This is a genomic window from Streptomyces canus (assembly GCF_030815415.1).
GTDB lineage: Bacteria > Actinomycetota > Actinomycetes > Streptomycetales > Streptomycetaceae > Streptomyces > Streptomyces canus_F.
Window position 1 is genome coordinate 8332559 of the sequence record NZ_JAUSWW010000001.1, and the last position, 24374, is coordinate 8356932.

A 24374-nucleotide genomic window follows, 5' to 3' on the forward strand; every position below is an offset into this window, starting at 1 on the left:
GGATTCCGGGTAGGTTTCCTGAAGTAAGCGGTCGTTAACTGGTGACTCGATGACTCCGATCGGGCATACTCACAGCGCAGAGCCGCTGGTCAACAGCTTCCGAGACCCGAAAGTGCGACCATCGGCCAAGCCCTCGGCAAGACCCGGCGGAGCCGCCTCCATCCAAAGGCGCACGCCGATGTGCCCTACACAGGGAGGAGAGCGTCCTCATGCCCGACCGCGCCCCGCAGCCGGTGGATCGTCAACTGCCCACGGACGAGGCCCGGGAGTTGATCTCGCTCGTCCGCGACATCGCGCAGCGGGAGATCGCCCCGAAGGCGGCCGAGGAGGAGGACGCCGGACGCTTCCCGCGGGAGGTGTTCACCCTGCTCTCGCGGTCCGGACTGCTCGGACTGCCCTACGACTCGGAGTACGGCGGCGGCGACCAGCCCTACGAGGTCTACCTCCAGGTCCTCGAGGAACTCGCCGCGGCCCGCCTGACCGTCGGTCTCGGCGTCAGCGTGCACACGCTCGCCTCCTACGCGCTCGCCGCCTACGGCACCAAGGAACAGCGGACCGAGCATCTGCCCGCGATGCTCGGCGGCGGACTCCTCGGCGCGTACTGCCTCTCCGAGGCCTCGTCCGGCTCGGACGCCGCGAGCCTGCGCACCAAGGCCGTGCGGGAGGATGGGGGCCCCTCCCGCTCGAGCGCAGCCGAGAGTGGGGGAGACTGGGTCATCACGGGTACCAAGGCCTGGATCACGCACGGTGGTATCGCCGACTTCTACACCGTCATGGCGCGCACCGGCGAGGAGGGCGCCCGCGGGATCACCGCCTTCCTCGTGCCCGGTGACGCCGAGGGGCTGAGCGGGGCGGTGCCGGAGAAGAAGATGGGCATGAAGGGCTCGCCCACCGCCCAGGTCCACCTCGACGGCGTCCGCGTCCCCGACCACCGGCGCATCGGCGAGGAGGGGCAGGGCTTCGCGATCGCCCTGGCCGCGCTCGACTCCGGGCGGCTCGGCATCGCGGCCTGCGCGATCGGTGTGGCGCAGGCGGCGCTGGACCAAGCGGTGGCGTACGCGACCGAGCGACGGCAGTTCGGCAAGCCGATCGCGGACTTCCAGGGACTGCGCTTCATGCTCGCCGACATGGCGACCCAGATCGAGGCGGGCCGCGCGCTGTACCTGGCGGCGGCGCGGCTGCGGGACGCCGGCCGGCCCTTCGCCAAGCAGGCCGCGATGGCCAAGCTGCACTGCACCGACACCGCGATGAAGGTCGCCGTCGACGCCGTGCAGGTCCTCGGCGGATACGGCTACACCGCGGACTTCCCGGTCGAGCGCTACATGCGCGAGGCCAAGGTCCTCCAGATCGTCGAGGGCACCAATCAGATCCAGCGGATGGTCATCGCCCGTCATCTAGCGGGTCCGGAGACGCGCTGAACTGACCCGGCCTGACCTGCGGCGCCGCGAGCCGGACCCACTCCGGGTCGTGGCGCCCCGGCAGGGTCCGGCCCCGGTCGGCCCAGGTGCGCAGCAGATCCCGGTAGATGGGCGGGTCCTGCGGCGGCGGAACCGATTCTGCGGGCGGCGGCACGAACACTCGGCGTTGACGCCCGGTCGCTGTATATGTGGGGGTCATACCAGGGCAACGCGGTGACGGCCGGACAGGTCACCCGCCGACGGAATCGACCGTGAGTTCGCGGACGTCGTGCGGCACGATACCTGGCCACCTACGGCGGTCTGACGTACCGTCAGCCCAGCCGCCTCCAGGGAGGTGCGCCGTGGCCGACGACCGTCCCGTACCGCTCGACGAGTACCCGGTGCACCAGGTGCCGCTCTCCATGAAACACGTGGCGACGGGGGACCGGAACGCCTACGACCGGTGCATCTTCCATGTCCTCGATCACGAGGGGCGGGCGCTGCTGATCGTGGGGCTCGGGGTGTACCCGAACCTGGGGGTGATCGACGCGTACGCGACGCTGCGGGTGGGGGACACCTTGCACGCGGTGCGGGCCTCGGACGCGCTCGGCGAGGACCGGATGCGGCTCGCGGTGGGGCCGCTGAGGATCGAGGTCGAGCGGCCGCTGCACCGGCTGCGCCTCGTCTGCGACGACGACTCGTTGTCGTACGACCTGACCTGGACCGCCGCCTTCCCCGCCCTGTGGGAGCCCCGCCATGTGCAGCGCCGGGGCGCCCGGCTCACCTTGGAAGGGCGTCGCTTCGTGGGCTGCACGACCAAGTGCCCCTGCGGGAGGCCGAGTTCCTCGAGCTGCCCGGCGAGGGCGACGCGCCGCGCCGCCACGTGGCTGCCCAACTCGCCTATGACGAATGGGTCGTCGACGGCCTCGCACGCTCACCGCTCATCGAGGTTGGCTTCGACCGGCTGGAGCACCTCCGGCCCGCCGATCCGGGCCCGACTGTCCTCAACTGGGGTGACGCGCGCATCGGAAACGTCGTCTACGACGGATTCGAACCCGCGGCCGTCCTGGAACTGGGAGATGATGGCCCTGGCCCCGCGCGAGGCAACCTCGTGCGGGGCCATCAGGTGCAACTGCTGCCGAACCTGCACCACGGCAGCGTCTCTGACCGGCGAGGCGGGAGCGATCCCGGTGGTGCCGATCGCCTTCGTGCCCTGGTACCAACGAGCAAAGCCGTTGGCCCGCGTGGGCACGTCCCTCCGGACGCTGGCCAGTCAGGTGCGTTCGCTCTGACTGGGGAGGGTGCCCGGCGTCGCATGGGCGTCGGGCACCCTCGTCACACTCTGCCATGGCGCGACTACTGTTGGCTAATCGGACCGGCCTGGGAGCCATGGCGCAGGTACTGGGATTGAGCGAGGCGGTTTCCGCTACCGGTGCGCGCTCAGGCGGCGTCGCGCCGCATCACGGGGACCCTCATGGGGCGCGAGCCCGGTCCGCCGACGTGCGAGAAGGGCTGGGTCCTCCAGTCGAGGCCCTGAGGGAGCGTCAACAGCAGGGCGGTGTCCTGCTCCTGGGGCTCCAGGTCCTCGTCCGCGGCCCGCGCGTCGGAGGCGCGGCGGCCGGTGCCGGCGCAGACCGTGAGCCCGAACGGGTTCCAGGGCGAGGCGCACAGCGCGTGCTCCGGCAGGACCTCCTCGTCCGCCAGCAGCGCGATGGGCTGCGCGCAGTCCGGGCAGACCACCCGGAACATCTCGAAGGTGTCGTACGCGTCGAGTTCGTCGTCGAGGGCGTCGGGTTCGACGCCCTCCGGCTCGGGCTCGACTACCGCCTGGAGTCGCTTGGGTGCGGTACGACCAGGACGCTTAAGACTCTGCATTGGGTTCTCCCCCTCGGGCTGGGCCGTGAAGGCACTGCGGCCTCGACCACAGCAAGCACTTCCCGCCCCGTCTCGGCGGTAATCACGAGAACATCACGGAGACTGTTCGGGCGCTGTGGCGTTCGTCACATGCCGCTTGCAGATGCCCGGGGCGGCCGCTTTGTCCCTCAGATGGCTCACAGGTAGCTCTCGGCCACATCACGAACCGGGTATGACCTGCGCCGCTCAGGTATCCGAGGAGATCAACGGCACTGTAGGTTCTTGCGCCATGGAGGAGCTGGACCGTCAGATCGTGCAGCTGCTCGTCAAGGACGGGCGGATGAGCTACACAGACCTCGGCAAGGCCACGGGCCTGTCCACGTCGGCCGTGCACCAGCGGGTGCGCCGGCTGGAACAGCGTGGCGTCATCCGTGGGTACGCCGCCGTTGTCGACCCCGAGGCCGTCGGGCTGCCCATGACCGCGTTCATCTCGGTGAAACCGTTCGATCCCAGTGCGCCGGACGACATCGCCGAGCGCCTCGCGGGGGTGCCGGAGATCGAGGCCTGCCACAGCGTCGCGGGCGACGAGAACTACATCCTCAAGGTGCGGGTGGCCACGCCGCACGAGCTGGAGGAGTTGCTGGCCCGGCTGCGGTCGCTGGCAGGGGTGTCGACGCGGACGACTGTGGTGCTGTCGACGCCGTACGAGGCTCGCCCACCGAGGATCTGAGTGGTGTCCCGTCGGCGGGCGCGGGTCGGTTGTGGCCGGTCGCGCCCACGCGGCGGTAGCCGCAAATCGACACAGCCCCGCGCCCCTGAGGGGTGCTGAAGGCGCCCCCTGTCCCGGACCGTCCGGACAACACGCGAGACTGTTCCCCATGAGTGAGTCCAGCCCCGCGCCCAAGACTGTCCTGCTCCGTCGAGGAGAGGTCCACAGCCCCGCCGATCCCTTCGCCACCGCGATGGTCGTCGAGCGTGGCCAAGTCGCCTGGGTCGGCTCGGAAGGGGCCGCTGACGCCTTCACGGACGGGGTAGGCGAGGTCGTCGATCTGGACGGTGCCCTGGTCACGCCCGCGTTCACCGACGCGCATGTGCACACCACCTCCACCGGCCTCGCGCTGACCGGCCTGGACCTGTCCGACGCGCCCTCGCTGGAGGCTGCTCTCGCGCGCGTGCGGGACTTCGCCGGCTCCCGCCCGGACGACCGCGTCCTGCTGGGGCACGGCTGGGACGCGGCCCGCTGGCCCGGCGGACGGCCGCCCACGCGCGCGGAGCTGGACGAGGCCACCGGAGGCCGCCCCCTCTATCTGTCCCGTATCGACGTCCACTCGGCGGTCGTGACCACCGCCCTGCTCGACATGACGTCCCTGGGGCGCCCCGACGGCCCGCTCACCGCCGACGCCCACCACGCCGTACGCGCCACCGCCCTGGCCGCGATCACCCCGGCCCAGCGCGTCGAGGCGCAGCGCACCGCGCTCGCCCGGGCCGCCTCCCTCGGCATCGGCTCGGTCCACGAATGTGCCGGCCCCGAGATCTCCTCCGAGGACGACTTCACCGGCCTGCTGCGGCTCGCCGCCGAGGGGGCCGGACCGCGGGTCGTGGGCTACTGGGCGGAGCAGGACGTCGACAAGGTGCGGGAGCTGGGCGCTCTGGGCGCGGCCGGCGACCTGTTCGTCGACGGTGCCCTCGGCTCCCACACCGCCTGTCTGCACCAGCCGTACACCGACGCCGGGCACACCGGCACCGCCTACCTGGACGCGGCCGCCGTGGCCGCGCACGTCGTCGCCTGTACCGAGGCGGGCCTCCAGGCGGGGTTCCACGCGATCGGCGACGCCGCGGTGATCTCCGTGGTCGAGGGCATGCGCGCCGCCGCCGAGAAGGTCGGCCTGGCCCGTGTCCGCGCCGCCCGGCACCGCGTCGAGCACGCCGAGATGCTCACCCCCGAGACCATCGCCGCCTTCGCCGACCTGGGCCTGACGGCCTCCGTGCAGCCCGCCTTCGACGCGCTGTGGGGCGGCGAGGACGGCATGTACGCCCAGCGCCTGGGCGTGGAGCGGGCGCGCGCCCTGAACCCCTTCGCGGCCCTCCTGAAGGCAGGCGTGCCGCTCGCCTTCGGCTCCGACAGCCCCGTCACCCCGCTCGACCCGTGGGGCACGGTCCGCGCCGCCGCCTTCCACCGCACGCCCGGGCACCGCGTCTCCGTGCGCGCCGCGTTCACGGCCCACACGCGGGGCGGCTGGCGGGCGATCGGCCGGGACGACGCGGGTGTCCTGGTGCCGGGAGCGCCCGCCGACTACGCGGTGTGGCGCACGGACGAGCTCGTCGTCCAGGCTCCCGACGACCGCGTCGCCCGCTGGTCGACCGACCCTCGCTCCGGCACCCCCGGCCTGCCCGATCTGTCGCCGGGCGCCGACCTCCCGGTCTGCCTGCGCACCGTGGTGGGCGGCCGGACCGTGTTCGTAGGGCCGGGCGAGTGATCTCCCGGGGTGGCGCGGCTCCGATCGGGCGCCGCCGCCCCGTCTTGCGACCTGCGTATCCTCCGCGCTGACCAGGGCTTTGACTGAAGATGCGCAGCTCAAACGGCTGTTGACAGCCGACGGCAGGGGGCCGGTAGGTTCGGCCCAGTCCACCACCGGACGCCCGACCGGGGAACGTCCGTCAACTCGTCGCCGCGCCGCTGGGTCAGGGACGGTGTGCCGCACCGGGCACCGCCACTGGCAGCCAGGCTCAGCGCCCGCCCCGCCGCGAGGGGAACGTTCCGGCCGGTCGGGGAGGTGTGACCCGGGTGGGGCCCGGGCGCTCAGTAGACAACGGCTTTCGGTCGATCCGCAGCCAGCGGGTCCCAGGTCGGCCCGAAGGGCGCCGGGCCCCCATCCGCAGGACGCACAGCTGCCGAGAAGCGCGTTCTTACCCCGCTTTTGTTAAAACGACACCACCATACGAACGTCCTGTCACGTCGGCCCAGGCGGCGCCCACTATGGTGGACGCCTGCGTACGAACCTGAAGGGGCAGCAGTGAACGACGGCGACGGGACCCTCGCGGCACAGGGCCACGGGAGGCAGTTCGGCCCGCTCGGCACCGCCTTGGTGATCATTCCGACCTACAACGAGGCCGAGAACATCAAGTCGATCGTCGACCGGGTGCGCAAGGCCGTCCCCGAGGCACACGTCCTCGTCGCCGACGACAACAGCCCCGACGGCACCGGCAAGCTCGCCGACGAGCTGGCAGCCACCGACGATCATGTCCAGATCCTGCACCGCAAGGGCAAGGAGGGCCTCGGCGCCGCCTACCTCGCGGGCTTCGCCTGGGGTCTGGAGCACGGTTACGGCGTCCTGGTCGAGATGGACGCCGACGGCTCCCACCAGCCCGAGGAACTGCCCCGTCTGCTGACCGCCCTCAAGGGTGCCGACCTGGTCCTCGGCTCCCGCTGGGTGCCCGGCGGCCGGGTCGTGAACTGGCCGAAGTCCCGCGAGTTCATCTCCCGCGGCGGCAGCCTCTACTCGCGCGTCCTGCTCGACGTCCCGATCCGGGACGTCACCGGCGGCTACCGCGCCTTCCGCCGCGAAACCCTCGAAGGCCTCGGCCTCGGCGAGGTCGCCTCGCAGGGCTACTGCTTCCAGGTCGACCTGGCCCGCCGCGCGATCAAGGCCGGCTACCACGTCGTCGAGGTCCCCATCACCTTCGTCGAGCGCGAGCACGGCGACTCCAAGATGAGCCGCGACATCCTCGTGGAGGCCCTGTGGCGGGTCACCACGTGGGGCGTGGGGGAGCGGGTCGGCAAGGTGCTGGGCCGCGACAAGAAGGCCTGACAGCGGCCCTACGGCCGTACAGGCCCCGCTGATCGTCCCCTTATCCCGCGCTGAGCCGTGCCCAGGCACACTGGACACATGACGACTGGCGCTCCGACCCCGACGTACCCCGCCCGGCCCCCGCGCTCCCGGCTGCGCACCTTCCTGCCGCTGGGGATCGCCGCGTGGCTGGTGCTGGAGATCTGGCTGCTGACCGTGGTGGCGGGCGCCACCAGCGGGTTCCTGGTGTTCCTGCTGCTGCTCGCCGGTCTCGTGCTCGGCGCGGTGGTCATCAAGCGGGCCGGCCGGCGGGCCTTCCAGAACCTCAACGAGGCCCTGCAGCGCGGCACGGCCCCCTCCGGCGGCGGTGGCAACGGTCTGCTGATGCTGGGCGGGCTCCTGCTCATGCTCCCCGGTCTGATCTCGGACGCGGTGGGCCTGGTCCTGCTGATTCCGCCGGTCCAGAAGGTCATCGCCCGCCGTGCGGAGCGCACCTTCGAGCGCAAGCTCCGCGAAGCCGCCCCGGGCACCCTGGGCGATGCCTTCCAGCAGGCCCGTATGCAACGCCCCGACGGCAAGGTCGTCCAGGGCGAGGTCATCCGGGACGAGCCCGGGGACGCGCCCCGGGAGCCGCGTCCTCCGCTGATGGGCTGAGCCCCGCTCGGCTCGCGCCGAACGCACGAGACCGCGGGCGCCGTACAGGAAGTACGGCGCCCGCGGTCTCGATATTGCGTTGTGTTCCGCCAAACCGTGGCGGGACTACGCGGACTTGCGGCTGTCCCTGGGGTGAATCGCGATGTTCATCGCCCCTGAGCGCAGAACGGCCAGGCGCTCCGCGAGGACCTCTTCGAGTTCCTCGCGGGTGCGCCGCTCCATCAGCATGTCCCAATGCGTACGCGCGGGCTTGGCCTTCTTTTCTTCAGGGCCGTCGCCGTCCACGAGGAGTGCTTGGGCCCCGCAGACCTTGCACTCCCACTCCGGCGGGATCTCCGCCTCGACCGAGAAGGGCATCTCAAAGCGATGTCCCTTCTCGCATGCGTACTCCACGGCCTGGCGCGGGGCCAGGTCGATGCCGCGGTCCGTCTCGTAGCTGGTCACCACGAGGCGCGTGCCGCGAAGAGCTCGCTCACTCATGAATCGTGCCTCCCGGGCTTGTCGCCCACAGGACAGGTGTCGCTGTCGTCGTCATCCGGTCAACGTCCGGTCGGCGGTAAAGATTCCCGTTCCGGGTCATGCGTCGCCGTCGTAGCCGCCCCTTGTTGTACCCACCTACGCCCGCTTTGTCACATCTGCTAGCAGATGTCACCCAGCGTTTCGGCATCTTTGACGCGCAGTAACGGTACGCCTGGCAGGCCAAACGCGTACACTACCGCCCTTTGCCGCTGAACGCTAAATCTTCTTCGGAACGGGATTTCCCGCGTCGCTGATCGCCTGGCGCACCGGAACCCGTGCGAGCAGGCAGAACCCCAGGATGAAGAAGATCACCAGCGAGATGATCGCGTCCCGATAACTTCCGGTCAGCTGGTAGGTGATCCCGAACAGAAGCGGGCCCAGCCAGCTCATGCCGCGGTCGCTCATCTCGTACGCCGAGAAGTACTCGGCCTCCTTGCCCGGCGGGACGAGGTGGGAGAACAGGGAGCGGGACAGGGCCTGGCTGCCGCCGAGGACCAGGCCGATCCCGGCGGCCAGTACGAAGAACCACACCGGCGCCCCGGCGGGCAGGAAATAGCCGGCCCCCAGGGTCAGCGTCCAGGCCACCAGCGAACCGAGGATCGTGCGCTTCGCGCCGTACACACGGGCCAACCGGCCCATGCCCAGCGCGCCCGCCACCGCCAGCACCTGGACGAGCAGAACGGCACCGATGAGCGTCGACTGGCCGAGGCCGAGCTCCTCGGAACCGTAGACGGACGCCTGGGAGATCACGGTCTGGATGCCGTCGTTGTAGACGAGGTACGCCAGGAGGAAGGAGAGCGTCAGCGGGTGGCGGCGCATGTCGCGGACGGTGGCCGCCAATTGGCGGAATCCGGGCGCGGTCGCCTCCTGCTGCGGCATCCGGCGATCGTGCAGCCTCCGCAGCGGTACGAGGGTGAAGGCACCCCACCACAGCCCCGCCGACGCCAGACAGATCCGGACGGCCATGCCCTCCGAGAGGCCGAAGGAGTCGTGGGCGGTGTAGAGGACCAGGTTCACCACCAGCACCAGCGAGCCCGCCGCGTAGCCGAAGGCCCAGCCCCGGGAGGAGACCGCGTCGCGTTCCTCGGGCGGGGCGATCTGCGGGAGGTAGGAGTTGTAGAGCATCGCCCCGACGGCCGACGCGGCGTTCGCGACGATGAGCAGGACGCCGCCCAGCAGATAGCGGTCGCCGCCGAGGAAGAACATGGCCGCCGTCGCCGTGGCCCCGGTGTAGGCGGCGGCCGCCAGCAGCGGCTTCTTGCGGCCCGTGCGATCGGCCGCCACGCCGACCAGGGGCATGACCAGCACGGCCACGATCACTGACAAGGACACCGAGTACGCGAAGAAGGCGCCGGCCCGCACCGGAATGCCCAGAGGGTGGACGTATCCGTCCGCGTCGGCGGCCTTCTCCGCCACCGAGGTCAGATACGGGCCGAGGAACACGGTGAGCACGCTCGTCGAGTAGACGGAGCACGCCCAGTCGTAGAAGTACCAGCCGCGCTGTTCGCGCCGTCGCTCGGCGGCCTCGTCGGCGCCCGTCGTCCGTATGGCGTCGATGCCCAACCCGGCCCCCTCGCTGGTCCCGCGCCCAGTCCGCGGTTCCAGGGGAGCGTGGGCTGTCAGACCCAGACGCCCCGGTCCTCCATGACCTTGCGCAACATGTCGATGTGATCGGTCATGATGCCATCCACTCCCAGGTCCAGGAGCCGGTGCATGGCGCCGGGATCGTTGATGGTCCACACGTGCACCTGCAGCCCGCGCGCGTGCGCGGTCCGCACGAAACGGTCGTCGACGACCTGGATGCCGTTCTGCGCCTCGGGCACCTGGGCGGCGACCGCGGAAACACGCAGCGCGGCCGGCACACCCCAGGAGCGCAGCCGCAGATTGAGGACGCCCCGGGTGCCGTACGAGGTCGCCAGGCGCGGGCCGGCAAGGCGCTGGGCGCGCACGACCCGGGCCTCGGAGAAGGAGCCGACGCAGATCCGGTCCCAGGCGCCGGTGCGCCCGATCAGCTCCAGGAGCGGATGGAGCGCCGACTCGGCCTTGAGGTCGATGTTCCAGCGGGCCTTGGGAAACGTCTCCAGGAGATCCTCGAAGAGCGGCACCGGCTCCTTGCCCGCCACACGCGCGTGCCGCACCTCCGCCCAGGGCAGCTCCGCGATCAGGCCCGCCCCGTCGGTCATCCGGTCCAGGGTGCTGTCGTGGAAGGCGACGAGCTTCCCGTCCGCCGTGGCGTGGACGTCGGTCTCCAGATACCGGTAGCCGGTCTCGATCGCCCGCCGGAACTGCAGCAGGGTGTTCTCCAGACCGTCCGCCGCGCCGCCCCGGTGGGCGAAGGGGATCGGGCCGGGATGGTCGAGGTAGGGGTGGCGTATCCGGGTGCTCACCGACGCAGTATGGCGCGCCGGGGTTGCCCGGTGGCAACGACCGTGCTGCTGTCCGATGCCGAGGGGATATCGAACATCCGCAGGAAGAGCTGGGCGAGCGGGCCGATGGACACCGCGTAGAGCACCGTGCCGATGCCGATGGTGCCGCCGAGGGCGAAGCCGGTCGCGACGACCGCGATCTCGACGGCCGTCCGCATCAGACGGATCGAGCGGCCGGTGCGCTGGTGCAGGCCGGTCATCAGACCGTCCCGGGGTCCCGGCCCGAAGCGGGCGGCGATGTAGAGGCCGGTGGCCACCCCGTTGAGCAGGATGCCCGCCAGGAGAAGGAGGATCCGCACGGCCGGCGTGTGGGCCTCGGGCATCGCGGCGAGCGTTCCGTCCATGGCGATGCCGACCACGAAGACGTTGGAGACCGTGCCGAGGCCCGGGCGCTGGCGCAGCGGGATCCACAGCAGGAGCACCGCCGCGCCCACGAAGATCGACACGACGCCGATCGTGAGGCCCGTCAGCTCGGCGAGGCCCTGGTGCAGCACGTTCCAGGGCTCCAGCCCCAGGCCTGCCTCGACGAGCAGCGCGGAACTCCCTCCGTAGAGGGCGAGACCGGCGTACAGCTGGATCAGCCGACGCCCGAGCCGGCTCTGTGCGGACAAGTGGTGCCCCCTGTGGTCGTGGTGGCCTGGTGCATGACACCCTGTGGCTTGGGTGGAAGGATCATCCATGGCCAATTCGGGGAAGGTGGACTGATTTCCATGGCGCAGTGGACCTCGGCGGTGGGAGCGGCGCAGCTCGCCCGACTGCTCAACTCCCAGCAGGACCGTCCCGCGGGCCCCGGCACGCGCCGCCCGCCCGCCTACCGGGCGCTCGCCGACGGCATCCGGCTGCTGGTGCTGGAGGGGCGTGTCCCGGTGGCCGCCCGGCTGCCCGCCGAACGCGAGCTGGCGCTGTCGCTGTCCGTCAGCCGGACGACGGTGGCGGCGGCGTACGAGGCGTTGCGCGCCGAGGGCTTCCTCGAGTCGCGGCGCGGGGCCGGCAGCTGGACCGCCGTTCCGGCGGGCAACCCGCTGCCGGCACGTGGCCTGGAGCCGCTGCCGCCCGAGGCGCTGGGCTCGGTGATCGACCTGGGCTGTGCGGCGCTTCCCGCGCCCGAGCCGTGGCTGACCCGCGCCGTCCAGGGCGCCCTGGAGGAGCTGCCGCCGTACGCCCACACCCATGGCGACTACCCGGCGGGGCTGCCCGCGCTGCGCTCGATGATCGCCGACCGGTACACCGCGCGCGGGATCCCGACGATGCCCGAGCAGATCATGGTGACGACCGGGGCGATGGGCGCCATCGACGCGATCTGCCATCTCTTCGCAGGCCGCGGCGAGCGCATCGCCGTCGAGTCGCCGTCGTACGCCAACATCCTCCAGCTGATGCGTGAGGCCGGCGCGCGGCTCGTGCCCGTCGCGATGGCCGAGGGCCTGACCGGCTGGGACATGGACCGCTGGCGGCAGGTGCTGCGGGACGCGGCGCCCCGGATCGCGTACATCGTCGCCGACTTCCACAACCCGACCGGAGCCCTGGCCGACGACGACCAGCGGCGCCAGCTGGTGGACGCGGCCCGGTCGGCGGGGACGGTGCTGGTCGCCGACGAGACGATGAGCGAGCTGTGGCTGGACGAGGGGGTCGAGATGCCGCGGCCCGTGTGCGGGTTCGATCCCGCCGGGTCCACGGTGATCACGGTCGGCTCGGCCAGCAAGGCCTTCTGGGCGGGCATGCGCATCGGATGGGTGCGCGCGGCCCCGGACATCATCCGCAGCCTGGTCGCGGCACGCGCCTACGCCGATCTCGGGACGCCCGTGGTCGAGCAGCTGGCCGTGAACTGGCTGTTCAGTACGGGGGGCTGGGGGCAGGCTGTGGACATTCGGCGTGGACAGGCACGGGAGAACCGGGACGCCCTGGTCGCGGCGGTGCGCCGGGAGCTGCCGACGTGGGAGTTCGAGGTGCCCAGGGGTGGGCTGACGTTGTGGGTGCGCGCCGGCAGTCTGTCCGGGTCGCGGATCGCCGAGGCCGGCGAGCGGGTGGGAGTCCGGGTGCCGTCCGGGCCCCGGTTCGGGGTGGACGGCGCCTTCGAGGGGTATGTGCGGCTGCCGTTCACCGTGGGGGGAGCGGTGGCGGAGGAGGCGGCGGCGAGGTTGGCCGCTGCGGCTCGGGTCGTGGAGAGCGGGGGGACCGGAGGCGGCGAAGCGCCGCGCACATTTGTGGCATGACGCCGACTGGATCCACCTGAGGGGCGCGGGGCTGTGTCGATGTGCGGCTGCCGCCGCGTGGGCGCGATCAGCCCACGCACCCGCAGTCGCACGACTGGCGCAACCTCCTACGGCGCGTCGGCGACCACCGCTTCCACGGGGACCGAATCCGCCGGCGTCGTCAGCGGCGGCAGCAACGCCAGCACCGCCCGCCGGGCCGTGTCGCTCGTCTCCTCGTCGTGCGGGTCGGGTGTCGCCGGTACCTGAAGGCGATGGACCGGCCCTGTGCCCAGGCGGGCGTATCCACGGCCGGGCGGGACGTCGGCGGGCGGAGTCGTGTGCGGGGGAGCGCCCAGGACCGCGGCCAGCTGCTCCGGCGTCGCCGGGCCCAGGACGACCCGCGCGCGTGTGTGCTGGCGTACCGCGTCGCTCAGCGCGTCAACGCTGTCGAACTGGTCGGCCACGACCACGGTGACACCCGCCGCCCGGCCGTGCCGCAGGGGGACCTGGAGGAGGGACTGCGGGTCGCGATGGCCGTCGGCGGCGGCCAGGTGGGTGAACGCGCTCGGGCGGTCCAGGAGGATCCACAGCGGACGCTTCGTGTCGTCCGGTGGCTGGTGGCCCGCCTGGCGCGCCCGGTTCATGGCGATCAGGCGCCGCTCCGTCTCGGTGGCGGCCCACTCCAGGCTCGCCAGCGCCCCGGTCAGCCCGCACTCGACCGCCAGGACGCCGTCCCGGCCCGTGAGGCAGGTGTATTCCCCGGTGCCGCCGCCCTCGATGATCACCACGTCGCCGTGAAGGAGCGCCTGGAGCGCGATGGAGCGCAGCAGGGTCGAGGTGCCGCTGCCCGGCTGGCCCATGACCAGCAGATGCGGCTCGGTGGAGCGGGCGCCGGTGCGCCAGACGACCGGGGGGACGTCGCGCTGCTCCTCGCCGTAGGTGAGCGGGAGCGTGCGCCGGACCTCGGTGGGATCGGTGAAGCCCAGGACCGTCTCGCCGGGGGACGTGACGAAACGCTGGGCGGCGATGTCGGTCGGCAGCGGCGGCAGGACGGTGACGGAGAGCTGGTTGCCCTCCTCGTCCCATGCGAAGCGGTACTCACGGCCGCGGCCCGACTTGGCGTGCAGCAATTGCTCGATCCGCGCGCGGGAGTCGGCCTCGCCGTCCGTGAAGTACGCGGGGTAGCGGATCACGAGCTGGGTGATCCGCCCCGTCTCGTCGAACTCGTACATCGGGAACGCCTTGTCCCACTCGCCGCCGTGGGTGAAGAGGGGATCCGGGTCCTCGGCGGTCGAGAAGTACGGCACCAGAGCCTCGTACAGAGACCGCAGGCGTTGTGTCTGCGACTCGTCGGGGCCGTCCGGGGCCGCTGGGGTGCGGTCCCGGCCCTGCCAGGCTGCCGCCGCCATCAGGGTGATGACGGCGAGCAGCGGCCCGTACGGCACGAGCGCCACGACCAGGACGACCGAGGCCACCAGGAAAAGCAGCGGCCCGCGCTTGTCCTTGGGGGTGTCGGCCCACCTGCGCCACCCGGCCGAAGCCAGCCGGCGCAGACCGCGAGTGATCGTGATCAGCGGGTGGAGGACGTCGGTGGCGCTGTCGGCCGCCGTCCGGGCCAGCTCCCGGCTCCGGGCGATCTGCGCGCTGCCTGTGCTCAGGATGCGGGGGAGGGGGCGCCGGGCCACTGCTGTCTCCTGGAGGTGCGTACGGACGGGAGGAACGGCGTCAGAACTTGATGCCGCCGAGGAGGCTCGCGAGGCTCTCGCCGCCCGCCTTGATGCTGGGGGCGATGGCCGTGCTTGCCAGGTAGAAGCCGAACAGGACGGCGACCAGGGCGTGCGACGCCTTGAGGCCGTCCTTGCGGAAGAAGATGAAGACGACGATGCCGAGCAGCACGACGCCCGAGATGGAGAAGATCATGTGGGTGCTCCTGGTTCAGGTGGGGACAGTCACCATGAGTACTTCCAGGCTCACAGCATGTATCCATACGATAAAAGGTGCAACTGGGTGAATTTCTATTGATTTCACTCGCTCAGCGGGGTCGGCTTCGGCCGGATGGGCAGGGGACTTGCGTCCGACCGGGTCAGTGGTGATCTTTACCTCCGGCACATCGGGTCATGTGCCGCGCGAGCCAGTACCCTGGCGATTCACCTGAACGGTTGTATGAGAGGCGGTCCGGCCGATGACTGAAGCCCCCGACCCCGAGGTCGTGGAGCTGGCGACCAAGATCTTCGATCTGGCCCGCCGGGGTCAGACCGAGGCGCTCGTGGCGTACGTCGACGCGGGTGTTCCGGCCAACCTCACCAACGACCGTGGCGACTCCCTCGTGATGCTCGCCGCCTATCACGGCCACGCCGACGCGGTCCGGGCGCTGCTTGCCCGGGGTGCCGAGGCCGACCGGATCAACGACCGAGGCCAGACCCCGCTCGCGGGGGCCGTCTTCAAGGGTGAGGCGGACGTCATCAAGGCTCTTCTGGAGAGCGGTGCCGACCCGGCCGCGGGGACCCCGTCGGCGCTCGACACCGCTCGGATGTTCGCCAAGACGGAACTGCTCGACTTGTTCGGCGCACACTGACCCGGATGTTCTGACCAGTAAAAACACGGAAAACGGGGGAGGCGGTACAGGGCCGCCGAAATTTCGGTCGCGGCAGATGTGAGTGCCGAGTCATCATGACGTCGTGAATCACGGACGCGATGGCCGGGCAGGTGTTGCCGCACCGCGCGGGCCGTGATGCGGTCCGCATGGGCCACCGACGAGAGGCAGAGGAAGATGGTCTACAGCAAGCAGGAAACGGCGGGCGCCCCGACGTGTTGTCACGCGGCCAGGTAAAGCAAGATCCCGGTTGCGTCGACGCTTGATGTGAGGCTGTTTCCCATGTTCGAACCGGTCATAGCGCCCAGCGGTACGCTGCTCGGCCTCCTCCAGAGGGGCCGCGGCGACGGAACACTGCATGCGCTCACCGCACCGCGCGCCGAGGCGCTCGCGGCTCTGAACCACTGCGTGCTGCGGGATCCCCGCCACGACTGGCAGGTGGAGAACCGCTCCCTTTACTACGCCCGTCTCTACCTCGATCTGAGCGGCGAGCTGGACGAGATCGAGACCCATCTCTTCGACGTCGAGGACCACTTCGACGACGAGGAGTCCCGCACCGGGCTCGCCCTGGCGGTCCTCGGGCATCTCGCCTCATACGGCAGGCGGGACGCGCTCGAACTGCTGCGCAGGTACGCCGCCTCGGGCTCCAACTGGGCCTGGGCCCTGGACGAGCTCGCGCTCAGGGACGACGACGCCGGGCTGCGCGCCCTGGCCGCCCCCGTGCTGGCCCGCTTCGGCACCGACGCCGAGGGCGAGGCCGAGCTGGCCGCCACCGTGCGCGACGCCTTCGAACCACGGCCATGGCGGCTGTGGGCGGAGGATCCGCGCGAATCCATCGCCACACGCGTGCGTGCCGCCCAGGAGACCGGCTGTTTCGACCGCTGGCAACGCCAGATGCGACCCAGCGGGCCCCGCCCGGGGTGGAGCGTGCAGGCGGTCTTCGAGTGGGCCGAGCAGGGCATCGAACGCGGCGCCGCCCGCCATGTGCCCGCCGCCCGCTGCCTCATGGCCGTCGCGGGCCCGGAGGACCGGACCGAGATCGTCGCCGCCGCCGTGGACGGCACCGAGGGCGCCCGCTGCACCGCGCTGCGCTACCTCGCCGACAGCAGTGATCCGAAGGCTCTCGATCTCATCGAGGCGGCCGTGGTCACCGGATCGGCGCCGGTCGTGGAGGCCGCCGTCGACGCCTTCGAACGGATGCGCAGTGTCGCCGCCGTCGATCGGGCCCGCGGCTGGGTCCACCGGCCCGATCCGCTGGGCGCCGCCGCCGGGCGCATGCTCGCCTGCCGGGGCGGAACGCAGGACACGGACCTGGTGCTCGCGGCCCTGCGCGAGGCGGTACGAGGCGAAGGGCCGGACGCACCGACCCTGTGGACCCTCGTCGACGGCACCGGACGGCTCGGCATCGCCTGCGCCGCACCCGTGCTCCGCCACATCTACCGGGAGACGGCCTCCTCCCAGCTGCGCGGCCGGGCCGCCCGGGCCCTCGCCGCCACCGACCCCTCCTACCCCACCGGCTTCGCCGTCGAATGCCTCTGGGACTGCGAGGAGACCACCCGCGAGATCGCCGCCCGGCACGCCGAGACCGGTGACGCCCGGGTCGTCGAACAGCTCCGCCGCCTCGCCGCCGATCCGGCCGAGGAAGCCGAGGTCCAGACAGCCGTACGCAGCCGGATCGGACCGGACGCCACCATGATGTGAAGGCCTGCCCTCAGGGTGCACTCGGGGCGCCCCGCGGGTCAGGCGCGCATGGACACGGCCTGACCTGCACGGGGTGCGAGGCAACGCTCATGGGACGTTCCTCGTCCCGGAAGATCGACGTCGACGCGAGCACGTTCCGATGTGAGCGGCGTGGCCCACTGCGCGCTTCGGACCGCCCGGCACCTCGCGTAGATCGCGGTCACTCTCCGCTCGTCGTCGCACCGGCCACCGCGGCCGCCAGCGGGCCCGGCGCGGACACTCTCGCGCCCTGCCCCCTCGTCCGTGTCCCCGCCAGTTCCTTCGTCCTCGGCGTCCGCGGCGTGGCCGCCGCCGCGCACCTCACCCTCGCCCCGTCCAGCGCCGGAACGGGCGCCGGAGGCGGCGTGAGCGCCCCGCGCCCCTGAGCGGTCAGCGGCGGCGTACTTCCAGGAAGCGCACCGGAGTGCCTGGTACCGCTTGAGCGGCCGCCGGGAGATCGGCCGTGCGGACCACCGCGATCACCGGGTACCCCCCCGTTGTCGGGTGGTCCGCCAGGAACACCACCGGGCGGCCGTCCGGTGGGACCTGGATCGCGCCCAGCACCATGCCTTCACTCGGGAGTTCGCCCGGGACGGCACGCTCCAGTGCCGGCCCTTCCGTCCGTAGCCCGATGCGGTTGCTCGCGGAGGACACCCGGTAGGTGCGGGACGTGAAGGTGCGCAGCGCCTCCGGTGTGAACCAGTCGTGGCGCGGGCCTCGCGTCACGTGCAGGACCAGCTCCGCGGGAGGCGCCGGCTGCGGGGCGGCGTCCACGCGTGCGTGGAGGTGGGTCGGGGCGCCCAGGGGGAGGACCGCGCCGACCGTGAGCGGGGGCGGGCCGAGACCCGACAGGAGGTCCGTGGAGCGGCTGCCGAGGACCGGGTCGACGGTGATGCCGCCGGAGACGGCCACATAGGTCCGCAGACCGGCGACGGCCGTACCGACGTCCAGGAGGGCGCCCGCGGGCACCGGTACCGGAGCCCCCCAGGCGACCGGACGGCCGTCCACCGTCACCGGGCAGGGGGCGCCGCCGACGGCCACGAGGACCGCCGAACGGGGGCGTACGGCACAGCCGTTGAGGGTGGTCTCCAGGACGGCCGCGCCTCGCGCGTTGCCGACCAGGCGGTTGACGAGGGCCGCGGCGGGGCCGTCCAGGGCCCCCGAGCGGGGTACGCCCAGGTGGGCGTGGCCCGGACGGCCCAGGTCCTGCACGGTGGTCAGCGCCCCGGACCGTACGACGACGAGTGCGCGGTCCGTCATGCCGCGCCCACCGGTACGAACCTCACGCGCGTGCCCGGTGACAGCAGTGCCGCCGGCACGCGCGCGTGGTCCCACAGAACCGTGTCCGTCGTGCCGATCAGCTGCCAGCCACCCGGCGACGAGCGCGGATACACGCCCGTGTACGGGCCCGCCAGAGCCACCGAACCGGACGGGACGGCCGTGCGCGGGGTCGCTCTGCGCGGGACGTCGTACTCCTGCGGAAGGCCCGTGAGGTAGCCGAAGCCGGGGGCGAACCCGCAGAACGCGACGGTGAACTCGGTGGCCGCGTGGATGCGGGCCACCTCGTGCGGTGTGACGCCCCAGTGCGCGGCCACGTCGGCCAGGTCCGGACCGTCGTAGCGCACGGGGAGTTCGACGACGTCACGCGCGCGTGGGGGCGACGGCGGTACGGCGGAGGCGGTCAGTTCGGAGGCCAGCCGGGCCGGCTCGGCCAGGCCGTCCAGGAGGACCGTGCGGGCCGCGGGGACGATCTCGGCCACCGTCAGGGAGCCCTCCGCGCGGCGGCGCAGCAGCTCCGCGTGCAGCGACTGCGCCTCCTCGCCCGAGGAGACCTCGACGAGCAGCGCGTCGTCGCCGACCGGCAGCGCCCTCATGCGAAGGCCGCCACGAGGATGCCCGACGCCGTCAGCCGCTCCCGGACCCGGCGGGCCAGCTCCACGGCGCCCGGGGTGTCCCCGTGCAGGCACAGCGAGCGTGCCCGCACCTCGATGCGTGTGCCGGAGTGCGCGGTGACCACGCCGTCCCGGGCCAGGCCCAGCGAGCGCTCCACGACGGTGTCCGGGTCGGTGACGACCGCGCCCTCCTGGCCGCGCGGCACGAGCGTGCCGCCGTCGGTGTACGCGCGGTCCGCGAACGCCTCCGTGACCGTCGGCAGGCCCGCCTTCGCGGCCAGGTCCAGCAGACGCGAGCCCGGCAGGCCGAGGACGGGCAGGGTCGCGTCCGCGAGGAGCACACCGTCGACGACCGCGCCGGCCTGCTCGCCGTCGTGCACGACGCGGTTGTAGAGCGCGCCGTGCGGCTTGACGTACGACACGCGCGTGCCCGCCGCGCGCGCGAAGACCTCCAGGGCACCGATCTGGTAGGCCACCTCGGCCGCCAGTTCGTCGGGCGGCACATCCATCGCGCGCCGCCCGAACCCGGCCAGGTCCCGGTAGGAGACCTGGGCGCCGATCCGTACGCCGCGCTCGGCCGCCTGCTCGCACACCCGCCGCATGGTCGCCGCGTCCCCGGCATGGAAGCCGCAGGCCACGTTGGCGCTGGTGACGACGGACAGCAGCTGTTCGTCGTCGGTGAGCTCCCAGCGGCCGAAGCCCTCGCCGAGGTCGGCGTTCAGATCGATGGAGGTCATGGAACTTCCGAGTCTCCTTCTGAGGCCACTACTCAGGCCACTCGGTACTGCTGGTCGCGGGCGTCCGTGAGGAACATCTGGCCGGGCGCGTGGGTGATGGCGAACGGCGGGCGCGAGGCCATCACCGCGGCCTGCGGGGTCACTCCACAGGCCCAGAACACCGGGATGTCGTCCGGCTCGACGTCCACCGGGTCCCCGAAGTCGGGGTGATCGAGGTCATCGATGCCGAGGGTCGACGGGTCGCCGCAGTGTACGGGGCCGCCATGCACCGCCGGGAGCAGACTGCTCTCCCGGATCGCCGCCGACAGGTGCTCCGGCGGCACGGGACGCATCGACACCACCATCGGGCCGTGCAGGCGTCCCGCCGGCCGGCACTGCCAGCTGGTCTCGTACATCGGGACGTTGCGGCCCTGCTCCAGATGGCGGATCGGGACGCCGGCCTCGGTCAAGGCCCACTCGAAGGTGAAGCTGCAGCCGATCAGGAACGACACCAGGTCCTCGCGCCAGTGCGCGCGCACGTCGGTCGGCTCGTCCACCAGCCTGCCGTCCTGCCATACCCGGTAGCGCGGCAGATCGGTGCGCAGGTCGGCGCCGTCGGCCAGGACGGTCGTGGCGGAACCGGCGTCCGTGACGTCGAGCACCGGACACGGCTTCGGATTGCGCTGGCAGAACAGCAGCATGTCGTACGCCCAGTCCGCGGGCACCGAGATCAGGTTGACCTGGGTGTGGCCCGCCGCGACCCCGGAGGTGGGGCCGGTCAGGCCCGCGCGGAAGCGCATCCGGGCGTTGCGCGGGCTCCACGCGTGCGCGTGCTCGTCGACGAGGGTCAGGGGGCGGTCCTCCGTGCGGTTCACACCAGTTCCTTCCCGCGGGTCTCCGGCAGGCCGAAGAGCGCCAGTGCGGCGATGCCGTAGCCGATCGCGCCGAAGACCAGCGCACCGCCGACCCCCCAGCTGTCGGCCAGGAAGCCGACCGTGGTCGGGAAGACTGCGCCCACCGCGCGCCCGGCGTTGTACGTGAACCCCTGTCCCGTGCCGCGCACCGCCGTCGGGTACAGCTCGGCCAGGAACGACCCGAAGCCGCTGAAGATCGCAGACATGCAGAACCCGAGCGGGAAGCCGAGCACGAGGAGCAGGGTGTTGGAGCCCTCCGGGATGTTGCCGTACGCCAGGATGCAGACGGCCGACAGGAGCGCGAAGAGCCAGATGTTGCGGCGGCGGCCGAGACGGTCGGTGAGGTAACCGCCCGTGAGATAGCCGAGGAAGGCGCCGGAGATCAGGAACGTGAGGTATCCGCCGGTGCCGACGACCGACAGGCCACGGTCGCTCTTCAGATATGTCGGAACCCAGGTGGCGAGGGTGTAGTAGCCGCCCTGGACGCCGGTGGACAGCAGGCCCGCGAAGATCGTCGTACGCAGCAGGTCAGGCTTGAAGATCGCCGTGAAGGAGGTCTGCCCGCCGCTCTTCTCGCGGACCGCGATGGCCTCGGGCGCGTCCTGCACCCGGCGGCGCATCCAGACGACGAGCAGCGCGGGCAGCGCGCCCGTCCAGAACATCACGCGCCAGGCCACGTCGTCGTCGAAGACCGAGAAGACCAGCGTGTACACGATCACGGCCAGGCCCCAGCCGACGGCCCACGAGCTCTGGATCGCGCCGAGCGTGCGGCCCCGGTGTTTCGCGCTCGCGTACTCGGCGACCAGGATCGCGCCGACCGCCCACTCGCCGCCGAAGCCGATCCCCTGGAGGGCACGGAAGACCAGCAGTGACTCGAAGTTCGGCGCGAAGCCGCAGGCCACGGTGAAGACCGCGTAGGTGATCACCGTGATCATCAGGGCCCGGACCCGGCCGACGCGGTCGGCCAGCACGCCCGCGAGGGCGCCGCCGAGCCCGGAGGCCAGCAGCGTGACGGTGGTGAACAGGCCGGTCTGGCCGCTGTCCAGACCGAAGTAGGCGGCCAGCGCGACCATGCTCAGCGGGAGCGTGAAGTAGTCGTACGAGTCGAGGGCATAGCCGCCGAACGCGCCGGCGAAAGCGCGGCGGCCACGCGGACCGAGGGCGCGGAACCAGCCCAACGGCCCGTCGTCGGCGGGGTGTTCGGTCGTCGTGGGCTGAGCGGTCAGGGCCTGTGGCGGGGGAGTCGTGCTCATGTGCACCTCGCAGTGGGAGGACGGAGGGTGCGGGATTGAGCCGTGCGGTGAGCAGTAACGTAGAGGATTGTTCAACGATCCTTCAATACCCGTGTTGTTTCGTTCTCGTGTCTGCGGTTGAATTCCGGGCATGGCAGAGCAGCTGACCGGCCTGGCCGACGACCGTGCCCTCCTGGGCCGCACCAGCACGGCGGAGCGGGTCTCGGACATCCTCAGAAGCCGTATCGCCGAGGGCTACTTCCCGCCCGGGACCCGGCTGTCGGAGGACAGCATCGGAGGCGCGCTCGGGGTGTCCCGCAACACCCTGCGGGAGGCGTTCCGCCTGCTCACCCACGAACGCCTGCTCGTCCACGAGTTGAACCGGGGGGTCTTCGTGCGGGTCCTGACGGTCGAGGACGTCGAGGACATCTACCGCACCCGCCGCCTCGTCGAGTGCGCCGTCGTGCGCGGGCTGGGTGAGCCGCCGTACGCCGAGGACGGGCTCGCCGAGGCCGTCGCCGCCGGGCAGCGGGCGGTGCGTGAAGGTGACTGGAAAGCGCTGGGCACCGCCAACATCCACTTCCACCGGGAGCTGGTCGCGCTCGCGGGCAGTGAGCGCACCGATGAACTGATGCGCAGCGTCTTCGCTGAACTGCGGCTCGCCTTCCACGTGGTGGACGACCCGAAGGCGCTCCATGAGCCGTACCTGGCCCGCAACCGCCAGATCCTCGGGGCCCTCCAGGCCGGGGACCGCAAGGAGGCCGAGAAGCTGCTCGCCGTGTACCTGGACGACTCGCTGGAGCGGGTGGTCGAGGTGTACCGGCGACGGGTCGGCGAGGACGGTTAGCGTCGCGGTCGCGGTGGCGCGGGGTCGCTTCTGTGACGTTTGGGCCGTTGTCAGACCGAGGGCCTAGTCTGTGCACCGTGACTTCGCCTGCAACGACGGACAGCGTTCCGCCCCAGCTCAGCGCGGGGCCGCGCCCGGCACCGGGCCCGGCCGCCGACGAGGGGCTGGCCCGGCGGCTGCGCGCTCTCGCCTGCACCGCGCCGCTCCACGACCTCGACGCACGCAAGGCCAACCTCGCGGGCGAGTACTCGGTGTACGGCATGGCGGAGGTGGCCCTCTCGGCCATCGACCTGGTCACCCTGAACATGGACTTCGACACCGGCGCCGACCACGACCAGATAGTCGCCCGCCTCATCCCGCGCATCGTCGCCCAGGCACCGCAGCGGCCCGTCGCCGAGCATGAGCGGGTGGCCCGCTGGGTCCTGGAGAACCTGATCAACGTCGGCAGCGTGGACCGTGGATTCCGGGCGGTCTACGGCACTTTCGCGACGGACGGCACCTATGTCCGACGTGACTACGACTTCAAGCTGATCGAGGAGGTGCCCGGCCCCGGCGGCTCGGTGTATCTCCGCACGACGGACGAGGCCGTCAACGTCCTGGTCGGCGCCCTCGACACCGACGTCACCAGCGCCCAGATCGCCGCCGAGGTCAAGCTGGAGGTGCTGATCAGCCGCGGCCGCCTGGCCGACGCCCAACTCGCCGCCGAGCAGGCCCGGTACCGGACCGTGCAGTACTCGGAGACGCTGCGCCGCGCCCTGGACGCCACCCGGCGCAACGTCCGCGCGGTGGACTGGCTCAACGCCGTGCCCGACATGATCACCGAGGCACTCGACCACGTCGCCGACCGCTACCGCCACGAGAACGCGATCCTCACCAACATCCGCAAGGCCCGGGACGAGTCCGAGGACCCGGAGCAGAAGCGGCGGGCCGCCGAGCTGGTCGACATCGTCAAGGACTGCATCCGCCGCCACACGCAGCTCCAGTCCCGGCTGCTGGAGGCGGGACCGCTGTTCCGCGCCGAGCAGGACCGGCAGGCCTTCGCCACACCCATGACGACGTCGGGGATCGACCTCTACGGGCATCTGGTCGCTCCCGTGCTCCCGCTGCCCCTGGAGCAGGCGGTCCGGGTCACCGACGCGTTCTTCGCACAAGGGACCGGGCTGCGTACGCCGGTGTCGGTACGGGTCAGTGACCTCGTCGACATACTGCTGACGCCGCCGGTGGAGCGCGAGCACCTCGGTGCGGAGATGCCCGAGCCGGACCTCATCGCCACACCGGACGACAGCCGGTTCAGCGAGGAGCAGCTGGCCTCGGCGATGGAGCTGCTGGATCTTCCCGCCGACGCGCCGCGGCGGCTGTCGGGGCTGCTCGCGGAGGCTCGGCGGCAGGATCCCGAGCTGCCGTATCTGGTGGCCCTGTTGGCCGTTCACGCGGCCAGTCCGGCGGTGGGGACCGCGTACCGGCAGGGCGAGGAGAAGTTGTTGTTCGCCGTGGACGACGGGGCCGAGCTGGACGACCCCGAGTTCGGCGGGGCCGACCTGATCGTGGGGACGGCCCTGCTGGACGCGGCGGGGATGGCCGCGGACAGGACAGAGGCAGCATGAGCCGAGTGACAGGGCAGCAAGGAGACCGAC

General features: G+C 71.7%; 23 protein-coding genes and 1 pseudogene. 12 read left to right on the plus strand and 12 right to left on the minus strand.

Annotated elements, in window-relative coordinates; genetic code table 11:
- The first annotated feature begins 209 nt into the window (after nucleotides 1–209).
- A complete protein-coding gene (locus QF037_RS38585; RefSeq protein ID WP_307033394.1) occupies nucleotides 210–1418 on the plus strand; it encodes an acyl-CoA dehydrogenase family protein in 1209 nt (402 codons plus the stop codon).
- 341 nt (nucleotides 1419–1759) lie between these two features.
- Entirely contained in the window at nucleotides 1760–2689 is a 930-nt protein-coding gene (locus QF037_RS38590; RefSeq protein ID WP_307033396.1) for a hypothetical protein, read from the plus strand.
- A 148-nt stretch (nucleotides 2690–2837) separates the two neighbouring features.
- Here QF037_RS38590 and QF037_RS38595 read toward each other — a convergent pair whose 3' ends face one another.
- Entirely contained in the window at nucleotides 2838–3272 is a 435-nt protein-coding gene (locus QF037_RS38595) for a hypothetical protein (RefSeq protein ID WP_307033397.1), read from the minus strand.
- Between the two features lie 268 nt (nucleotides 3273–3540).
- Here QF037_RS38595 and QF037_RS38600 point away from each other — a divergent pair, with 268 nt between their 5' ends.
- The 4 genes from QF037_RS38600 to fxsA all read left to right on the plus strand — a co-directional run bounded on the left by QF037_RS38600 (nucleotide 3541) and on the right by fxsA (nucleotide 7693).
- Nucleotides 3541–3981 (plus strand): Lrp/AsnC family transcriptional regulator, encoded by a 441-nt coding sequence (locus tag QF037_RS38600; protein ID WP_030677853.1) that lies wholly within the window; start codon nucleotides 3541–3543, stop codon nucleotides 3979–3981.
- A 148-nt stretch (nucleotides 3982–4129) separates the two neighbouring features.
- Nucleotides 4130–5728: an amidohydrolase gene (locus QF037_RS38605; RefSeq protein WP_307033400.1), complete on the plus strand. Its 1599-nt coding sequence runs from the start codon at nucleotides 4130–4132 to the stop codon at nucleotides 5726–5728.
- Nucleotides 5729–6265: 537 nt separating this feature from the next.
- The gene (locus QF037_RS38610) at nucleotides 6266–7060 is read left to right on the plus strand and encodes a polyprenol monophosphomannose synthase (protein ID WP_046262069.1); all 795 of its coding nucleotides are present in this window, start codon (nucleotides 6266–6268) and stop codon (nucleotides 7058–7060) included.
- A 78-nt stretch (nucleotides 7061–7138) separates the two neighbouring features.
- Entirely contained in the window at nucleotides 7139–7693 is a 555-nt protein-coding gene (fxsA, locus tag QF037_RS38615; RefSeq protein WP_307033402.1) for an FxsA family membrane protein, read from the plus strand.
- A gap of 105 nt (nucleotides 7694–7798) precedes the next feature.
- Here fxsA and QF037_RS38620 read toward each other — a convergent pair whose 3' ends face one another.
- The 4 genes from QF037_RS38620 to yczE all read right to left on the minus strand — a co-directional run bounded on the left by QF037_RS38620 (nucleotide 7799) and on the right by yczE (nucleotide 11249).
- Nucleotides 7799–8173, minus strand: a complete 375-nt coding sequence (locus tag QF037_RS38620; RefSeq protein ID WP_307033404.1) for an RNA polymerase-binding protein RbpA — start codon at nucleotides 8171–8173, stop codon at nucleotides 7799–7801.
- A gap of 255 nt (nucleotides 8174–8428) precedes the next feature.
- Nucleotides 8429–9775, minus strand: coding sequence for an MFS transporter (locus QF037_RS38625; protein ID WP_307033406.1), 1347 nt, complete (start codon nucleotides 9773–9775; stop codon nucleotides 8429–8431).
- Between the two features lie 56 nt (nucleotides 9776–9831).
- Complete coding sequence (locus QF037_RS38630) at nucleotides 9832–10599, minus strand: glycerophosphodiester phosphodiesterase (RefSeq protein WP_307033408.1); 768 nt, start codon at nucleotides 10597–10599, stop codon at nucleotides 9832–9834.
- Nucleotides 10596–11249, minus strand: coding sequence for a membrane protein YczE (gene yczE, locus QF037_RS38635; RefSeq protein ID WP_307033410.1), 654 nt, complete (start codon nucleotides 11247–11249; stop codon nucleotides 10596–10598). The genes QF037_RS38630 and yczE overlap by 4 nt, the downstream gene beginning before the upstream one ends.
- A gap of 99 nt (nucleotides 11250–11348) precedes the next feature.
- Here yczE and QF037_RS38640 point away from each other — a divergent pair, with 99 nt between their 5' ends.
- Nucleotides 11349–12848 carry an SCO1417 family MocR-like transcription factor gene (locus QF037_RS38640; protein WP_307033412.1) on the plus strand — a complete coding sequence of 500 codons (1500 nt, stop codon included), beginning with the start codon at nucleotides 11349–11351 and terminating at the stop codon, nucleotides 12846–12848.
- 107 nt (nucleotides 12849–12955) lie between these two features.
- Here the strand turns inward: QF037_RS38640 and QF037_RS38645 are convergent, their stop codons facing one another.
- Both QF037_RS38645 and QF037_RS38650 read right to left on the minus strand, forming a co-directional pair.
- The gene (locus QF037_RS38645; RefSeq protein ID WP_307033414.1) at nucleotides 12956–14512 is read right to left on the minus strand and encodes an ATP-binding cassette domain-containing protein; all 1557 of its coding nucleotides are present in this window, start codon (nucleotides 14510–14512) and stop codon (nucleotides 12956–12958) included.
- Between the two features lie 40 nt (nucleotides 14513–14552).
- On the minus strand, nucleotides 14553–14747 hold the full coding sequence (locus QF037_RS38650; protein WP_307033415.1) for a hypothetical protein: 195 nt from the start codon (nucleotides 14745–14747) through the stop codon (nucleotides 14553–14555).
- Between the two features lie 262 nt (nucleotides 14748–15009).
- Between QF037_RS38650 and QF037_RS38655 the strand changes: the two genes are divergently transcribed.
- From QF037_RS38655 to QF037_RS38665, 3 genes and pseudogenes are all read left to right on the plus strand, one after another.
- The gene (locus tag QF037_RS38655; protein ID WP_307033417.1) at nucleotides 15010–15402 is read left to right on the plus strand and encodes an ankyrin repeat domain-containing protein; all 393 of its coding nucleotides are present in this window, start codon (nucleotides 15010–15012) and stop codon (nucleotides 15400–15402) included.
- Nucleotides 15403–15702: 300 nt separating this feature from the next.
- On the plus strand, nucleotides 15703–17121 hold the full coding sequence (locus QF037_RS38660; RefSeq protein ID WP_307033419.1) for a HEAT repeat domain-containing protein: 1419 nt from the start codon (nucleotides 15703–15705) through the stop codon (nucleotides 17119–17121).
- Nucleotides 17122–17262: 141 nt separating this feature from the next.
- A pseudogene (locus QF037_RS38665) lies at nucleotides 17263–17462 on the plus strand (glycosyltransferase family 1 protein); the annotation flags it as partial.
- A 67-nt stretch (nucleotides 17463–17529) separates the two neighbouring features.
- Here QF037_RS38665 and QF037_RS38670 read toward each other — a convergent pair.
- From QF037_RS38670 to QF037_RS38690, 5 genes are read right to left on the minus strand one after another with little or no spacing between them, the layout of a single operon-like run.
- Nucleotides 17530–18399 (minus strand): 5-oxoprolinase subunit C family protein, encoded by an 870-nt coding sequence (locus QF037_RS38670; protein WP_307033421.1) that lies wholly within the window; start codon nucleotides 18397–18399, stop codon nucleotides 17530–17532.
- Complete coding sequence (gene pxpB, locus QF037_RS38675; protein WP_307033423.1) at nucleotides 18396–19013, minus strand: 5-oxoprolinase subunit PxpB; 618 nt, start codon at nucleotides 19011–19013, stop codon at nucleotides 18396–18398. Before pxpB ends, QF037_RS38670 begins: the two co-directional genes overlap by 4 nt.
- Nucleotides 19010–19768, minus strand: coding sequence for a LamB/YcsF family protein (locus QF037_RS38680; protein WP_307033425.1), 759 nt, complete (start codon nucleotides 19766–19768; stop codon nucleotides 19010–19012). Before QF037_RS38680 ends, pxpB begins: the two co-directional genes overlap by 4 nt.
- A 32-nt stretch (nucleotides 19769–19800) precedes the next feature.
- The gene (locus QF037_RS38685) at nucleotides 19801–20622 is read right to left on the minus strand and encodes a putative hydro-lyase (RefSeq protein WP_307033427.1); all 822 of its coding nucleotides are present in this window, start codon (nucleotides 20620–20622) and stop codon (nucleotides 19801–19803) included.
- Nucleotides 20619–21914 (minus strand): MFS transporter, encoded by a 1296-nt coding sequence (locus tag QF037_RS38690; RefSeq protein WP_307033428.1) that lies wholly within the window; start codon nucleotides 21912–21914, stop codon nucleotides 20619–20621. The genes QF037_RS38685 and QF037_RS38690 overlap by 4 nt, the downstream gene beginning before the upstream one ends.
- A 130-nt stretch (nucleotides 21915–22044) precedes the next feature.
- Between QF037_RS38690 and QF037_RS38695 the strand changes: the two genes are divergently transcribed.
- Both QF037_RS38695 and QF037_RS38700 read left to right on the plus strand, forming a co-directional pair.
- Nucleotides 22045–22740 (plus strand): GntR family transcriptional regulator, encoded by a 696-nt coding sequence (locus tag QF037_RS38695; protein ID WP_307033430.1) that lies wholly within the window; start codon nucleotides 22045–22047, stop codon nucleotides 22738–22740.
- A 77-nt stretch (nucleotides 22741–22817) separates the two neighbouring features.
- On the plus strand, nucleotides 22818–24344 hold the full coding sequence (locus QF037_RS38700; RefSeq protein ID WP_307033432.1) for a hypothetical protein: 1527 nt from the start codon (nucleotides 22818–22820) through the stop codon (nucleotides 24342–24344).
- The last annotated feature ends 30 nt before the right edge of the window (nucleotides 24345–24374 follow it).

Coding starts and splice junctions, on each gene's coding strand:
- QF037_RS38695 (WP_307033430.1), top strand. CDS start 22,045: ATGGCAGAGCAGCTGACCGGCCTGGCCGACGACCGTGCCCTCCTGGGC.
- QF037_RS38640 (WP_307033412.1), top strand. CDS start 11,349: ATGGCGCAGTGGACCTCGGCGGTGGGAGCGGCGCAGCTCGCCCGACTG.
- QF037_RS38690 (WP_307033428.1), bottom strand. CDS start 21,914: ATGAGCACGACTCCCCCGCCACAGGCCCTGACCGCTCAGCCCACGACG.
- QF037_RS38585 (WP_307033394.1), top strand. CDS start 210: ATGCCCGACCGCGCCCCGCAGCCGGTGGATCGTCAACTGCCCACGGAC.
- fxsA (WP_307033402.1), top strand. CDS start 7,139: ATGACGACTGGCGCTCCGACCCCGACGTACCCCGCCCGGCCCCCGCGC.
- QF037_RS38655 (WP_307033417.1), top strand. CDS start 15,010: ATGACTGAAGCCCCCGACCCCGAGGTCGTGGAGCTGGCGACCAAGATC.
- QF037_RS38605 (WP_307033400.1), top strand. CDS start 4,130: ATGAGTGAGTCCAGCCCCGCGCCCAAGACTGTCCTGCTCCGTCGAGGA.
- QF037_RS38620 (WP_307033404.1), bottom strand. CDS start 8,173: ATGAGTGAGCGAGCTCTTCGCGGCACGCGCCTCGTGGTGACCAGCTAC.
- QF037_RS38660 (WP_307033419.1), top strand. CDS start 15,703: ATGTTCGAACCGGTCATAGCGCCCAGCGGTACGCTGCTCGGCCTCCTC.
- QF037_RS38600 (WP_030677853.1), top strand. CDS start 3,541: ATGGAGGAGCTGGACCGTCAGATCGTGCAGCTGCTCGTCAAGGACGGG.
- pxpB (WP_307033423.1), bottom strand. CDS start 19,013: ATGAGGGCGCTGCCGGTCGGCGACGACGCGCTGCTCGTCGAGGTCTCC.
- QF037_RS38595 (WP_307033397.1), bottom strand. CDS start 3,272: ATGCAGAGTCTTAAGCGTCCTGGTCGTACCGCACCCAAGCGACTCCAG.
- QF037_RS38670 (WP_307033421.1), bottom strand. CDS start 18,399: ATGACGGACCGCGCACTCGTCGTCGTACGGTCCGGGGCGCTGACCACC.
- QF037_RS38680 (WP_307033425.1), bottom strand. CDS start 19,768: ATGACCTCCATCGATCTGAACGCCGACCTCGGCGAGGGCTTCGGCCGC.
- QF037_RS38650 (WP_307033415.1), bottom strand. CDS start 14,747: ATGATCTTCTCCATCTCGGGCGTCGTGCTGCTCGGCATCGTCGTCTTC.